We start from the raw sequence: 14,399 nt of genomic DNA on the forward strand, positions 1-14,399 counted from the left end.
TAGGCGTTTTCCTGGCGTTTTCCGGGATTTCCGATGATCGTTCGGAGATTTCCGAGCCGGTGCGGATAACCCGGCTTACCCCGATTCCGGAAATATCAACTTCCGTGGAGGCGGCGCTCCTCGGGCCGGCGCCGTCTCGCGACAGCCGCTGGGTCAGGCCGGTGCCCGCGCCGCCGTACGGGAGGGGGAAGGCGGCGCGTGAGCGCACGGCGGTGCCGCCCGGCAGCGCGGCGACACCGGAGACACCGGACAGCGCGCAGGACAGCGCCGTGACGGCGGGCAACGCGGGCGACATGGGCAACATGGGAAACACGGTGGCGCCGCGCGGCGGGACCCCGCGCTCGGCCCAGCCGCGGGTGGAGCGCGGGCGGCCGGACCCGTGCGCGACCTTCAAGGACGTCCGGCGCGACTACTGCTACCAGGTCCTCGACGACCTCACGAGGTGACGGCGCACCCCGAGGGCTCGACGGGAAGCGGCGCGGGACGGCCGATGGAGGGCATGCCGAGGGAGACGCCCTTCGCCTTCGCCGGAGCGCCCTGGCGGGCCTCCCACGCGTCACCCGCGCGGGTGCGGCGCAGGCCGAGGGCGCGATCGGCGACCAGGTGGTGCGGAGCGGCGTAGGTGACCTCGACCGTCACCATGTCGCCCGGCCTGGGCGTCTCGTCGCCCACCGCGAAGTGCACGAGCCGGTTGTCGGCGGCCCGGCCCGAAAGACGCCTGGTGGCCTCGTCCTTGCGGCCCTCACCTTCGGCGACCAGCACCTCGAGGGTGCGGCCCACCTGCTTCTTGTTCTCCTCCCACGAGATCTCCTCCTGGAGCGCGACCAGCCGCTCGTAGCGCTCCTGGACGACCTCCTTCGGCACCTGGTCGGCCATCGTGGCGGCAGGCGTGCCGGGGCGGATGGAGTACTGGAAGGTGAAGGCGTTGGCGAAGCGGCTCTGGCGCACCACGTCGAGCGTGGCCTGGAAGTCGTCCTCGGTCTCGCCGGGGAAGCCGACGATGATGTCGGTGGAGATGGCCGCGTCGGGCATGGCCGCGCGGACCCGCTCGATGATGCCCAGGTAGCGCTCGGCCCGGTAGGAGCGGCGCATGGCCTTCAGCACCCTGTCGGAGCCCGACTGGAGCGGCATGTGGAGCTGGTGCATCACGTTGGGCGTCTCGGCCATGGCGGCGATGACGTCGTCGGTGAAGGCGGCGGGGTGCGGCGAGGTGAAGCGGACGCGCTCGAGGCCCTCGATGTCGCCGCAGGCGCGCAGCAGCTTGCCGAAGGCCAGCCGGTCGCCGAACTCGACGCCGTAGGTGTTGACGTTCTGCCCGAGCAGCGTGACCTCGAGGACGCCCTGCTGGACCAGCGTCTGGACCTCGGCCAGCACGTCGCCGGGACGCCTGTCCTTCTCCTTGCCGCGCAGCGAGGGCACGATGCAGAACGTGCAGGTGTTGTTGCAGCCGACCGAGACCGACACCCACGCCGCGTACGGCGACTCGCGCTTGGTGGGCAGCGTCGAGGGGAAGACCTCGAGCGACTCCTTCAGCTCGACCTGGGCCTCGCCCGCGATGCGGGCCCGCTCCAGCAGCACGGGAAGCGAGCCGATGTTGTGGGTGCCGAAGACCACGTCGACCCACGGCGCCTTGCGGACGATCTCGCCCTGGTCCTTCTGCGCCAGGCAGCCGCCGACGGCGATCTGCATGTCGGGGTTCTTCACCTTGGCGGGCCGCAGATGGCCGAGGTTGCCGTAGAGGCGGTTGTCGGCGTTCTCACGGACGGCACACGTGTTGAACACGACCACGTCGGCGGTCTCGCCCTCGGGAGCGGGCACGTAGCCGGCGTCCTCCAGCAGGCCCGAGAGCCGCTCGGAGTCGTGCACGTTCATCTGGCACCCGTAGGTGCGCACCTGATAGGTCCTCATGGCACTCTCAAGGGTAGGCGTCCCTCGCAACGCTTGCGACCGAGAGTAAAATGAGGCTGCCGTGATCGGATCGGTACCACCTGGTTAGTGACCGGTGCATCTGGCCCCTCTACGTTGTCATCCATGACGGACCACTCGACTCCGCTGGTCAAGCTGGAGAACGTCAACAAGCACTTCGGGGCGTTGCACGTTCTGAAGGACATCAACATGACCGTGTCCAGGGGCGAGGTCTTGGTCGTGATCGGCCCTTCGGGAGGTGGCAAGTCCACCCTGTGCAGGGCGATCAACCGCTTGGAGACCATCGACAGCGGCCAGATCGTCTTCGACGGCAGGCCACTGCCCGCCGAGGGCAAGACGCTGGCCGCGCTGCGCTCCGAGGTCGGCATGGTCTTCCAGTCCTTCAACCTCTTCGCGCACAAGACCATCCGCGAGAACGTGACGCTGGGCCCGGTCAAGGTGCGGGGCATCGCGAGGGACAAGGCCAACGCGCGCGCGATGGAGCTGCTCGAACGCGTGGGCATCGCCGCGCAGGCGGACAAGTACCCCGCTCAGTTGTCCGGCGGCCAGCAGCAGCGCGTCGCGATCGCCAGGGCGCTCGCGATGGACCCGAAGATGATCCTCTTCGACGAGCCCACCTCCGCTCTCGACCCCGAGATGGTTCAGGAGGTGCTCGACGTCATGGTGGCCCTTGCTCGTGACGGGATGACCATGGTGGTCGTCACGCACGAGATGGGCTTCGCCCGCAAGGCGGCCAACAGGGTGGTGTTCATGGCCGAGGGTCAGATCGTCGAGGAGAACACCCCTGACGAGTTCTTCACCAACGCCCGCACCGAACGGGCCAAGGATTTCCTGTCCAAGATTCTCACGCACTAGAAGAGGTGTCACACATGCGAATCCAACGTGCGGGAGCCGCTCTCGCGGCCGCCGGCGTCCTGGTAGGCAGCCTGGCGGCCTGCGGCGGCGGCAGTGAGCAGACCTACGCCAGCGTGGTCGAGAAGGCGCAGGGTGGCGGCACCGTCGTGGTCGGCACCAAGTGGGACCAGCCCAGCCTGGGCCTGAAGAAGGGCGCGGAGCCCGAGGGCTTCGACGTTGACGTGGCCAAGGCCGTGCTCAAGGAGATGGCCGGCGGCAAGGATGTCAAGATCGAATGGAAGGAGTCCGCCTCCTCCAATCGTGAACCCTTCCTGGCCAACGGCACGGTCGACATCATCTTCGCCACCTACTCCATCACTGACGAGCGCAAGCAGAAGGTGACCTTCGGCGGGCCTTACATCGTCGCCCACCAGGATGTGATGACGCGCGGTGACGACACCTCGATCAACGCGCCGACGGACCTGAAGGGCAAGAAGATCTGCAAGGCGTCCGGCTCGAACTCCTACAAGCGGATCACCGACCCGCCGCCGGACGGCAAGCTCGACATCGACGCCACGCCCGTCGACGCCGCCAACTACTCCGAGTGCATCCAGAAGCTGCAGGGCAGCAACCTTGACGCGGTGACCACCGACGACCTGATCCTGGCGGGCTTCGCCAAGCAGGCGGCGGCCTCCGGCGGCAAGTTCAAGGTCCTGGGCCAGGGCTTCACCGACGAGAAGTACGGCATCGGCCTGAAGAAGGGCGACACCAAGACCTGCGAGGCGGCCAACGCGGCCGTGGCCAAGCTCTGGCAGAACGGCACCATGAAGCAGCTGTTCGACAAGTGGTTCGGCGGCATTCAGGGGCTCAAGCTGGCGGACAGCGCGCCGCCTGCCGAGGGTTGCGCCTAGGAAGACACGACGCGGCGGCCGGTGACCCGGCCGCCGCTGTCATATCGACGGTGGAGCACGATGGACGAACTTATTACATACGGCCCTCAGCTGCTCGAGGGTTTCCTGGAGAACATCAAGCTCTCCCTCGTGGCCGGGGTGTTCGCACTCATCGTCGGCACACTGCTGGTGGCGATGCGCGTCTCGCCGACCCCCGTGCTGCGCGCGGCGGGCACGGTCTACGTCAACGTCGTACGGAACACGCCGCTGACGCTGGTGCTGGCCTTTTCCGCGCTGGGCCTGAGCGACACGCTCGGACTGGTCTTCTCCGATGTGCCGCGCACCAACTCGTTCTGGCTCGTGTCGCTGGGCCTGGGCGCCTACACCGCGGCCTTCGTCTGCGAGGCGCTGCGGGCCGGCATCAACACTGTGCCCACCGGGCAGGCCGAGGCGGCCAGGGCGATCGGGCTGACGTTCTTCCAGTCGCTCACGCTGATCATCCTGCCGCAGGCCTTCCGCGCGGTGGTGGCCCCGCTGGGCAGCGTGATGATCGCGATGATCAAGAACACCACGGTCGCCACGGCGGGCGGGCTCCTCACCGAGTCCGCGGCGAACATGAAGGAGATCTTTGACACCACCGGTGCCTCGATCCCGATCTTCCTGGGCATCGTGGCGGGCTTCATGATCCTGACCATGCCCATCGGCTTCTTCACTGGCTGGCTCTCCCAGCGCTTGGCGGTGGTTCGATGAGCACCTCGGTCCTGTTCGACACCCCTGGCCCGCGCGCCAGAGTCCGCAACGCGGTACTGACCGTCCTGGGCGTGGCGCTGGTCGCGACGGTCGTCTACCTCATCTACGCGGGCTTCGACGCCAAGAGCCAGTGGGACGGCCGCATCTGGGAGCCCTTCCTCAAGTACGAGACCTGGGACTTCTACATCATCCCCGGCCTGCTGGGGACGCTGAGGGCCGCCGCGGTCGCCGCGGTTCTCGCGCTGGTCTTCGGCGCGGTGTTCGGCCTGGCGAGACTCTCCGACCACCGCTGGATCAGGATCCCGGCAGGAGCGGTCGTCGAGATCTTCCGCAGCATCCCGTTGCTGCTGCTGATCTTCTTCATCTTCTACCTGGCGCCTTCCCTCTTCGGCGGCGGCGACTACGCATTCATCGCCCTGGTCACCGCGCTCATGCTCTACAACGGCTCGGTGCTGGCCGAGGTGGTCAGGGCGGGCGTGCGCGCCGTGCCGAAGGGGCAGTCGGAGGCGGCGTACTCCATCGGCATGCGCAAGAACCAGGTGATGCGGCTGGTGCTGCTGCCGCAGGCGGTCACCGCCATGATGCCGGCGATCGTCAGCCAGCTCGTGGTCCTGCTCAAGGACACCGCGCTCGGCTACATCATCGCCTACGTCGACCTGCTCAACACCGGCTTCAAGATCCTGCCCGCGGTCTTCTTCGGCTCGCTGATCCCGGCCGCGATCGTTATCGGCATCATCTACATCGGTCTCAACATGGCGCTGAGCGCTCTGGCCAACTGGCTGGAGAAGCGCAGCAGGCGCAGCCGCAAGACCGCGGCTCCGCCTGTCGTCCCGCCAGGCGCGTCGGTTCTCGGCGTCGGCCCAGGCGCGGGTGGCGGCGCGGGAGCCGAAGCCGTGGCGACGATGGAGTAAGGGCCACGGGAGGCACGGTTTTCGGGCAGGATGCCGCTATGCCTCTCTGGCCTTCTCCCATCTCCACCACCGATGTCGCGAGCTCGGGTCTGCGCCTGGCCTGGCCCACCGTCGTGGGCGACGAGGTCTGGTGGACCGAGGACCGGCCCGACGAGGGCGGCCGCACCACCATCGTGCACCGGGCCGCCGACGGCACCCGCACCCAGGTGCTGCCCGCCCCGTGGAACGCCCGCTCCAGGGTCCATGAGTACGGCGGGCAGCCCTATCTCGTCACCCCCCGTGGCGTGGTCTTCGTCAACTTCGCCGACCAGCGCCTCTACCTGGTCACCTCCGGCGAACCCGAGCCGCTGACCCCCGACGACGGCTCCCGCTACGCCGACCTGCACCTGGGCCGAGACCATCTGTGGTGCGTGCGCGAACGCCACGACGGCAAGGTCACCCGCGCCATCGTCTCGATCCCCCTCGACGGCGGCGAGCCGCGCGAGCTGGTGACCGGCAGCGACTTCTACGCCTTCCCCACCCTCTCCCCCGACGGCCTGCACCTGGCCTACATCTGCTGGAACCACCCGCGCATGCCGTGGAACGGCACCGAGCTGCGCATCACCCGCCTGTCCGACGGCAACTCCTGGACGGTCAAGGGCGGCTCCACCGAGTCGGTCCTCGCGCCGCAGTGGCGCGACGACAGCCACCTCTACCTGATCTCCGACTGGTCGGGCTGGTGGAACCTCTACCAGATCGGCATCTACGGCACCTCCTCCCAGGCGCTTCACCCCGCCGAGGAGGAGTTCGCCTGGCCGCTCTGGCAGCTGGGCGGCCGGCCGTACGTCGTGCTGGCCGACGGCCGGCTCGCGGTCCTGCACGGCCAGGGCGACCTGCGCCTCGGCCTCCTCGATCCCGGCACGGGCGAGCTGCGCGACCTCGATGTGCCGTACTCGGGGTGGGACCCGGCCCTGTCCGCCGACGGCACGACCCTGGTCGGGGTGGCGTACGGCGCGGCGATCCCCCGCTCGATCACCAGGCTCGACACGGTGACCGGCAGGGTCGAAGGACTGCGGCGCGACATCGGCGAACTGCCCGACGTGGCCTACCTGCCGTCGGCTCGGCCCGTGGAGTTCCTCAGCAGGTTCGGCCGGCACGTGCACGCGTTCCTCTACCCGCCCGCCAATCCCGAGGTCGCGGCCGAGGGGCCCGTGCCGTACGTGGTGTTCGTGCACGGCGGGCCCACCGGGCACAGCACCTCGGCGCTCGACCTGGAGAAGGCGTTCTTCACCTCGCGCGGCATCGGCGTGATCGACGTCAACTACGGCGGCTCCACCGGCTACGGCAGGGCCTACCGCGACCGGCTGCGCGGCCAGTGGGGCGTCGTCGACGTCGAGGACACGATCGCCGCCGCCGAATGGCTGGCCGCCGAGGGCCTGGCCGACCCGGCGCGCATCGCGGTCAGGGGCGGCAGCGCCGGCGGCTGGACGGTGATGGCCGCGTGCTGCAGGTCTTCCGTGTTCGCGGGCGGGGTCTCCTACTACGGGGTCAGCGCGCTCGCGCCGCTCAACGCGACGACCCACGACTTCGAGTCGCGCTACACCGAGTGGCTGGTCGGCCCCGAGGACCCGGCCCTCTACGCCAGCCGCGAGCCGCTCGCCCTGGCCGACGGCGTGACCTGCCCGATGCTGCTGCTCCAGGGGCTGGACGACCCGGTGGTACCGCCTGCGCAGTCGTCGGCTTTCGCGGACGCGCTGTCGGAACGCGGGGTCCCGTGCACGTACCTGTCCTTCGAGGGGGAGTCACACGGCTTCCGTCGCATGGAGACGAGAACCGCTGCCCTGGCCGCCGAACTGGCCTTCTACCAGCAGATCTTCGAACTGTACTGAGCTCGGCCAGCGGTTCGGCAGAACCCGGCGGAATGTATCGGGCGAGCTGACCACGGCCGGGGGTTTTCGAAGGACCCGGCGGAGTGGGGTGAGCGAGCTGACCACGGCCGGTCTGCCGCGAACCTCGGCCGGCGGTTTTCGAAGAACCCGGCCGACATGCCTGACGTAACGGCGGGGACCGAAGTCCCGCTGGAGTGGCGTGGCAGGACAGACGGGCACCGGTGACCCCGGTGGCCTTTCGTGGGCTGTGCCGTACAGGATGAAGAAAGGATCTAGCGGGCGAACTCTGTCGCGCGGGATTCGCGGACGACGGTGATGCGGATCTGGCCCGGGTAGGTGAGCTCCTCCTCCACCTGCTTGGCCACGTCGCGCGCGATCACCTGTGCCTGGATGTCGTCGATGGCGTCGGGCTTCACCATGACGCGGATCTCGCGCCCCGCCTGCATCGCGAAGACCTTCTCGACGCCCTCGTAGGAGGTGGCGATCTCCTCCAGTCGCTCCAGCCGTTTCACGTAGGCCTCCAGCGACTCGCGCCGCGCGCCCGGCCTCGAGCCGCTGATCGCGTCGGCCGCCTGGGTGAGCACGGCCTCCACGGTCCGCACCTCGACCTCGTTGTGGTGCGCCTCGATCGCGTGCACGACGTCCTCGTGTTCGCCGTAGCGCCTGGCGATCTCCGCGCCGATCAGCGCGTGGCTGCCCTCGACCTCGTGCGTCAGCGCCTTGCCGATGTCGTGCAGCAGCGCGCACCGCTTCATCAGCGGCTGGCTCATCTTGAGCTCCGCCGCCATGATCCCGGCGATGTGCGCGGACTCGATGAGGTGCTTCAGCACGTTCTGCCCGTAGCTGGTGCGATACCTCAGCTGTCCGAGCAGCAGCGTCAGCTCCGGGTGCATGTCCGTGATGCCGAGTTCCACCAGCGCGTCCTCGCCCGCCCGCGCGCACAGATCCTGCACCTCGGTCCGGCTGCGGTCGTAGGCCTCCTCGATGCGCTGGGGGTGGATGCGCCCGTCCAGCACGAGCTTCTCCAGCGTGAGCCGCGCGGTCTCCCTGCGCACCGGGTCGAAACAGGACAGCAGCACCGCCTCGGGCGTGTCATCGATGATCAGGTTGACGCCCGTCGTCGACTCGAACGCCCTGATGTTGCGTCCCTCACGACCGATGATCCGGCCCTTCATCTCGTCGCCGGGCAGATGCAGCACGCTCACCACGGACTCGGCGGTCTGCTCCGCCGCGATGCGCTGCACGGCCAGCGTCACGATCTTGGTGGCCCGCTTCTCGCCCTCCTTGCGGGCGGCGCCCTCGATCTCCCTGACGATCAGCGCCGCCTCACGCTTGGCCTGGTTCTCGATCTCCCTGACGAGCTCGTTCTTCGCCTGCTCGGCGGTCAGCCCCGACACCCGTTCGAGTATCGCCCTGCGCTCGCTCTCGACCTGCAGCAACTCCTCGCGCCTGTCGGCCAGCTCCGTCTCGGTCTCGGCCAGCTTCCTGCCGCGTTCGACCTGCCTGCGGGACTCCTCGTCGAGACGCTGCTCTCGCTCGGCCAGCCGGCTCTCCCTGCGTTCGAGGTCGGCGCGCAGCTCCTTGAGCTCGTTCTTGAGGATGCGGCTCTCTTCCTCGACCTCCTTGCGCATCTGCGCGGCAGTTTCGGCGGCCAACTCCGACCTGCGCAGGATCTCACCGGCGTCCGACTGCGCCTTGTCCCTGATCAGTACGGCTTCGCGGCGCGCCTCCTCCAACTCACCGTGCACCTCGGCAAGCTGATCGGCAGAGGGCTGGACGGCGGGAGAGGGCTGGGCGGCGGGCGACGGCGCCAGCGCGGCGGTTCGGCGCAGCAGTATGACAAACGCGACGATCATCACGCATGCCAGCAGGAGCACTGCCACCGCCAGCACCACGACAGGCGTCTCCATGTGCGCCCCGCCCTCCTCGCGTCATAGATAGGCCAAACGCTCCAGGAGGGGTCACGCGCGCAGCACAAATCGCCCGATCGGTGTCGCCACCAGGACAAATATCAAGCCAAGGCAGACGGGGCACCGACCTGAGTGGCCGGCACCTTCCCTTCCTCGGGTCAATCGAGCTCGCTCGTCCGTAGTTCACCGGTATGGCAATCCGCACTGCGCGGAGTAACTCCTCACTGCCGTCGAGGTTATGCGTCGAAGAGGTAACGGGCAAGCAAAGACGTGCTGTCAAGCACGTCTTACCGTCAATCGAACGCAAAACCGCGCGATCTTGTCGGACATAGCCGACACGCCCTCATTTACCCAGCTAACTCCCTCCTGACGCCACTTCCCGGGGTTATGTCGGAAACAGATTCCATCGTCCCCAGTTCTGACATGGCCCCGGCCCCAGCCAGCACCGTCGAGCACTGAAACAACGCCGACCCGACACGCCCGAAGACCGCCTCCCCCAACGAAGGCAGGCCATAGATCGACGACCACACGAGAGATCGACCACAGCCTGGCCGCATCACCGCACGCCGCCGAAGACCCACTACTACCTGGCGAGATCACCGCACCGCCGAGGGCCGACGGGCGAGATCACCGCACCGCACGAGGGATGAGCAGGAAGCCTCCGCCGCGCTCCGGTGCCGTCGCGAAGGCGCAACTAAGCTGGTAATTCGCATTAGCTTATTGACATGCTCATTCCGGCTGAGTGACCGTGTGCGCCATGCTCAATCGCCGCACCCTTCTGACCGGCGCCGGTGCCGCCGCCCTCTTCGCCGCCTTACCGCCCGGCCGGGCCGAGGCCCTCGCCCTGGCGCCACTGCCACCCGGAGCCCCCGACCGCCGGCTCTTCGCGCCCGCCGAGCAGCGCTTCGCGCCCTACCTGGTCACGCTCGCCCCGCTGGTCCACGACATGGACGCCTCCGGCTTCTTCGCCGGCGGCTGGTGGCGCAACCCGGCAGCGCCGTACAACGCGCGCGTGCAGGAGCACGCCTACACCCTGGCCTGGTTCCTTTCCCAGCAGCGGGCCTGGAACCCGTACTGGGGCGACCCCGCTCTCCTGGCCGCCCTGGACGCGGCACTCGGGCACTACCTCGGCCTGCAGCACGCCGACGGTTCGTTCCCCGAGTACGCCAGGGGCGAGCACGGGCTGGCGCCGACCGGCTTCGCGCTGGGGTACCTCAGCAAGACCCTCGCCCTGCTGCGCCCGGCCAACGTGCTGCCGACGCGCCAGGCTCAGCTGAGCGCGGCGTTGCGGGGCGCGGCAGGCTGGCTGCTCAATCCGGCCAACCGCTCGGCCTGGCAGAGCAGGCTGGCCTTCGCCAACCAGACCATGGCCGGCGTGGCCGGAGCGGCCCTCACCCTGCGGCTGGACCCGGACCCGGCGCTGCAGCAGCAGCTCACCGACGCCTTCGCCCGCATGGCGCAGACCGGCCAGAGCCCGGCGGGTTTCTTCTACGAGGAGTCCGGGCCGGACCTGAACTACAACTTCGAGGTCATGCTGCCGGAGATGGCCGACGCCTGGCGCCAGTCGGGCGATCCGCACATGGTGCAGATGGCCGCCAGGTACACGGACTGGCTCGGCTACAACCTGCTGCGAGAGCCCGACGGATCCGGCTGGCTGACCAACATCGCGTCGTCCTCGCGGACCAGCTCCCGCTCCTACGACGACACCCGGCCCGACCCGGAACGGACCGCGCTCAACAACCAGTTCGTGCCGGAGGTGCCCGCGCTGGCCGCTTTCCTGTCCGCACGGGAGGACCTGGCCGCAGCACGCGCCGCCTGGGCGGCGGATCCGACGCCGGTTCCGGTGCTGGCCAAGCAGGACACCTCGCCGCGCATCCTCACGCACGCCATCTACGGCGAGCGCTATCCGCTTCGCGCGGGCAAGGACGCGGCCATCGACGGCCTGCCGTACCTTCGATCCAATCGGTTCGAGGAGATCCGCAGCGACAACGGGCAGGAGTTCTTCTTCATCCGGCGGCCCAACCTGTACCTGGGCGGCTACTTCGGCACCAGGCGGGCAACCACTCTCACCCGTACCGGGCTGAGCTTCCTCTGGCATCCGGTCGCTGGGACGATCATCCAGTCGCTGAACAACAACAACCACGCCTGCTGGGCGACGGTCTTCCCCGGTCAGCGACCGGACGCCAACGGCCCCATGCCCGTGGAGTTCCTCGGCGGCAACCCCTACCGGCTGCGCTTCCATACGCCGGACTCCTCGGTGGTCACCGACGTACGGATCACCGGCGGCCAGATCCGCCGCTCGGTCCAGGCGGTCTCGGCGGCCACCGAGCAGATCCCGATCGTCGTGCACCCCACCGACCAGGTCACCTTCACCGACGGCACGGCGGCGCCGTACGGCGGATCGGTGACCGCGACCGCGGACGGGCTCGAGCTGCGCCGCGGCGGGGGCGTGGTCCGGTTCAGCTGGGGTACCCGACGCCCGGCCACGTTCGGCGTCACCTCGGTGTCCTATCTGCGGGACGGCAAGCGGCGCCTGCACGTGCTCCGGGTGCCGCACGAGGGCGCCATCGAGGTCACGATCACGTCCCACTTCTGAGCATCTGCTAATTCGTATTACTCCCGCGAACTCTATTGACGGGCCCGAAACACGTGCTTGACACTCTCTTCCACGACCCAGCGCTAATGCGCATTACATCAGGGAAGACGAGATGCGACCCCCAGAAGCCCCCCGCCGCATCACGCAGCGGGACATCGCCCGGCTCGCCGGCGTCAGCCAGACCACCGTCTCGCTGGTGCTGAACAACCGCGCGGGAGCCGAGACCCGGATCCCGGCGGAGACCAGGGACCGGGTGCTGCGCGTCATCAGGGAAACCGGCTACGTGGCCGACCCGCTGGCCCGACGGCTGGCGGCAGGCAGGAACCGGATCCTCGGCGTCTTCACCTACGAGCCGGTCTTCCCCAGTGCGACGGGGGACTTCTACCACCCGTTCCTCGTCGGCATCGAAGAGTCCGCCGAGCAGGTGGGCTGTGACCTGCTGCTGCTCACCAGCGCTCCGCTGGTGGACGGCCGCAAGCGCATCTACCACCAGGACCACCGCCTGCGCCTGGCCGACGGTTGCGTCCTGCTCGGCCGGGAGCTCGACCACGAGGAACTGGCCCGGCTGGTCGCCGAGGGCTACCCCTTCGTCTCGGTCGGCCGTCGCGACGACGCCGGGGGCCCGATCTCCTACGTCGGCGCCGACTACGGCAGCGCGGTGCGTGAGCTGGTGGAGCAGGCGCGCAGCCTGGGTCACGAAAAGTTCGCGTATGTCGGGTACGGCGCCGGTCCCGAGTCCTTCGCCGACCGGCACCGCGGATTCAGGGAGGGTACGGCGGGGCTGCAGACCGTCACCCTGCCACCGGCGAACGCCGAGGACGTGCTGCTCACCGGCGCCACTGCGATCTTCGTCGAGGAGTACGCCGACGGCGCGGTCATCCTCCAGACAGCCAGGCAGCGCGGCCTGGCCGTACCGGGAGACCATTCGATCGTCACGCTCGGCGATCCCACCAGGCCCGCGCCGACCGACATCGACTTCACCGGCTTCCGCATCCCCCGTGCCGAGATGGGCCGGCAGGCGGTGGAAGTCCTCACCGAACTCATCGAGGGCAGCGGCCGGGTCCAGCGGCTGCTCCCCTGCGAACTCGTCAAGGGCTCGACCCTGGGAAGGAACAACGTTGCATGAGCTGAGCACCGAGGTGCTGGTCGTCGGAGGCGGCCTCGGGGGGGTGGCAGCGGCGCTCGCGGCGCTCAGAGCCGGGAAACGAGTGGTACTGACCGAGGAATTCGACTGGCTCGGCGGCCAGCTGACCAGCCAGGCCGTGCCGCCGGACGAGCACACGTGGGTGGAGCGGTTCGGCGTCACGGCGAGCTACCGCGCGCTGCGCGACGGCATCCGCGACTACTACCGCCGGCACTTCCCCCTCACCGAGGCCGCGCGAGGATGGAGGGAGCTCAACCCCGGCGCGGGCTGGGTGAGCCCGATCTGCCACGAGCCCCGGGTGGCGCTGGCGGTCATCGAGTCCATGCTGGCTCCCTATCGCGGGGGTGGGCAGCTCACCGTGCTGCAGCCGTACAAACCCGTGGCCGCCGAGACCGACGGCGATCGAGTTCTTTCCGTACGGCTCAGCGGCCCGGGCGCGGACGACGTCGTGGTCACCGCGCCCTACATCCTGGACGCCACCGAGACCGGCGACCTGCTGCCGCTCACCGGCACGGAGTACGTCACCGGCTTCGAGTCGCAGACCGACACCGGCGAGCCGAGCGCCCCCGCCGAGGCGCAGCCGCTCAACATGCAGGCGGTCTCGGTCTGCTTCGCCATCGACCACGTGGACGGCGACCACACCATCGACCGGCCGGCCAACTACGGCTTCTGGCGCGACTTCGAGCTGCCCTTCTGGGGTGGCAAGTTGCTGGGCTGGCGCAGCCCGAACCCGCGCACGCTGGAGATCGGCGAACGCAGCTTCACTCCCAACCCGGACGACGATCCGCTGCTGGTCCGGGCCGACCAGCGGCGCAACCCCGGAGACGGCAATCTGTGGACCTTCCGCCGGATCGCCGCCCGCCGCCTGTTCACCTCGGGTGCGTATGCCAGCGACATCTGCCTCGTCAACTGGCCGATGATCGACTACGTGCTCGGCCCGGCCTTCGACGTGCCCGACGCCGCCGAGCACCTGGCCGCCGCCCGTGACCTGTCCCGTTCTGTCCTGTACTGGATGCAGACCGAGGCTCCACGGCCCGACGGCGGTACCGGCTGGCCGGGCCTCAGGCTGCGCGGCGACGTGACCGGTTCGGCCGACGGTCTGGCCCAGGCACCCTACATCCGCGAGTCGCGCCGGGTCCTGGCCGAACACACCATCATCGAGCAGGACGTGGTCAAGGGCGCCCGCTACCACGATTCGGTCGGCATCGGCATGTACCGCATCGACCTGCACCCCTCGACCGGCGGCGACAACTACATCGACGTGCCGAGCAGCCCCTTCGAGATCCCGCTGGGCGCACTCATTCCGCGCCGCGTGCAGAACCTGCTGCCGGCCGGTAAGAACCTCGGCACCACGCACATCACCAACGGCTGCTATCGGCTGCACCCTGTCGAGTGGAACATCGGCGAGGCCGCGGGCGCGCTGGCCGCCTTCTGTCTGGACCGGTCGGTGCCCCCGCAGGCCGTTCGGAACGATCCAGACCTTCTGGCTTGCTTCCAGGATCGGCTGGAAGCACAGGGGATCGAACTCCACTGGCCGGAAATCTCCGGATATTAACGCCCCCAAGGAGTA

Annotated in this window: 11 protein-coding genes; 9 read left to right on the plus strand and 2 right to left on the minus strand. The window is 68.9% G+C overall.

The genetic code is table 11. The annotated features are described in order from the left end of the window. The first annotated feature begins 104 nt into the window (after positions 1-104). Positions 105-446, plus strand: a complete 342-nt coding sequence (locus tag H4W81_RS25665) for a hypothetical protein (RefSeq protein WP_192777154.1) — start codon at positions 105-107, stop codon at positions 444-446. Here H4W81_RS25665 and miaB read toward each other — a convergent pair. Then, positions 436-1,908: a tRNA (N6-isopentenyl adenosine(37)-C2)-methylthiotransferase MiaB gene (gene miaB / locus H4W81_RS25670; RefSeq protein ID WP_192777155.1), complete on the minus strand. Its 1,473-nt coding sequence runs from the start codon at positions 1,906-1,908 to the stop codon at positions 436-438. The two genes, H4W81_RS25665 and miaB, sit on opposite strands and share 11 nt — an antisense overlap. Before the next feature lie 123 nt (positions 1,909-2,031). Here miaB and H4W81_RS25675 point away from each other — a divergent pair, with 123 nt between their 5' ends. Genes H4W81_RS25675 through H4W81_RS25695 form a run of 5 tightly spaced genes read left to right on the plus strand, consistent with a single transcriptional unit; the run spans position 2,032 to position 7,179 of the window. Then, a complete protein-coding gene (locus H4W81_RS25675; protein WP_192777156.1) occupies positions 2,032-2,781 on the plus strand; it encodes an amino acid ABC transporter ATP-binding protein in 750 nt (249 codons plus the stop codon). A gap of 14 nt (positions 2,782-2,795) precedes the next feature. Next, a complete protein-coding gene (locus H4W81_RS25680) occupies positions 2,796-3,671 on the plus strand; it encodes a glutamate ABC transporter substrate-binding protein (protein WP_192777157.1) in 876 nt (291 codons plus the stop codon). A 60-nt stretch (positions 3,672-3,731) separates the two neighbouring features. After that, the gene (locus tag H4W81_RS25685) at positions 3,732-4,400 is read left to right on the plus strand and encodes an amino acid ABC transporter permease (protein WP_192777158.1); all 669 of its coding nucleotides are present in this window, start codon (positions 3,732-3,734) and stop codon (positions 4,398-4,400) included. After that, positions 4,397-5,311 carry an amino acid ABC transporter permease gene (locus tag H4W81_RS25690; protein WP_192777159.1) on the plus strand — a complete coding sequence of 305 codons (915 nt, stop codon included), beginning with the start codon at positions 4,397-4,399 and terminating at the stop codon, positions 5,309-5,311. The genes H4W81_RS25685 and H4W81_RS25690 overlap by 4 nt, the downstream gene beginning before the upstream one ends. Before the next feature lie 38 nt (positions 5,312-5,349). Next, positions 5,350-7,179 carry a S9 family peptidase gene (locus H4W81_RS25695; RefSeq protein ID WP_192777160.1) on the plus strand — a complete coding sequence of 610 codons (1,830 nt, stop codon included), beginning with the start codon at positions 5,350-5,352 and terminating at the stop codon, positions 7,177-7,179. 272 nt (positions 7,180-7,451) lie between these two features. On the opposite strand, the gene rny is transcribed toward H4W81_RS25695, so the two are convergent. Further along, positions 7,452-9,089: a ribonuclease Y gene (gene rny / locus H4W81_RS25700; protein WP_192777161.1), complete on the minus strand. Its 1,638-nt coding sequence runs from the start codon at positions 9,087-9,089 to the stop codon at positions 7,452-7,454. A gap of 757 nt (positions 9,090-9,846) precedes the next feature. On the opposite strand from rny, the gene H4W81_RS25705 reads away from it, so the two are divergent. The 3 genes from H4W81_RS25705 (at position 9,847) to H4W81_RS25715 (ending at position 14,384) form a co-directional block, all read left to right on the plus strand. Then, positions 9,847-11,685: a hypothetical protein gene (locus H4W81_RS25705; protein ID WP_192777162.1), complete on the plus strand. Its 1,839-nt coding sequence runs from the start codon at positions 9,847-9,849 to the stop codon at positions 11,683-11,685. A 112-nt stretch (positions 11,686-11,797) separates the two neighbouring features. After that, positions 11,798-12,811 (plus strand): LacI family DNA-binding transcriptional regulator, encoded by a 1,014-nt coding sequence (locus H4W81_RS25710; protein WP_192777163.1) that lies wholly within the window; start codon positions 11,798-11,800, stop codon positions 12,809-12,811. Continuing rightward, a complete protein-coding gene (locus tag H4W81_RS25715; protein ID WP_225958796.1) occupies positions 12,804-14,384 on the plus strand; it encodes an FAD-dependent oxidoreductase in 1,581 nt (526 codons plus the stop codon). Before H4W81_RS25710 ends, H4W81_RS25715 begins: the two co-directional genes overlap by 8 nt. The last annotated feature ends 15 nt before the right edge of the window (positions 14,385-14,399 follow it).

The organism is Nonomuraea africana, from assembly GCF_014873535.1.
Lineage (GTDB): Bacteria > Actinomycetota > Actinomycetes > Streptosporangiales > Streptosporangiaceae > Nonomuraea > Nonomuraea africana.

Bases quoted from the DNA above. Each gene is read 5' to 3' on its own strand.
- H4W81_RS25675 (WP_192777156.1), top strand. From the start codon at position 2,032: ATGACGGACCACTCGACTCCGCTGGTCAAGCTGGAGAACGTCAACAAG.
- H4W81_RS25680 (WP_192777157.1), top strand. From the start codon at position 2,796: ATGCGAATCCAACGTGCGGGAGCCGCTCTCGCGGCCGCCGGCGTCCTG.
- H4W81_RS25710 (WP_192777163.1), top strand. From the start codon at position 11,798: ATGCGACCCCCAGAAGCCCCCCGCCGCATCACGCAGCGGGACATCGCC.
- H4W81_RS25705 (WP_192777162.1), top strand. From the start codon at position 9,847: ATGCTCAATCGCCGCACCCTTCTGACCGGCGCCGGTGCCGCCGCCCTC.
- H4W81_RS25685 (WP_192777158.1), top strand. From the start codon at position 3,732: ATGGACGAACTTATTACATACGGCCCTCAGCTGCTCGAGGGTTTCCTG.
- rny (WP_192777161.1), bottom strand. From the start codon at position 9,089: ATGGAGACGCCTGTCGTGGTGCTGGCGGTGGCAGTGCTCCTGCTGGCA.
- H4W81_RS25695 (WP_192777160.1), top strand. From the start codon at position 5,350: ATGCCTCTCTGGCCTTCTCCCATCTCCACCACCGATGTCGCGAGCTCG.
- miaB (WP_192777155.1), bottom strand. From the start codon at position 1,908: ATGAGGACCTATCAGGTGCGCACCTACGGGTGCCAGATGAACGTGCAC.
- H4W81_RS25690 (WP_192777159.1), top strand. From the start codon at position 4,397: ATGAGCACCTCGGTCCTGTTCGACACCCCTGGCCCGCGCGCCAGAGTC.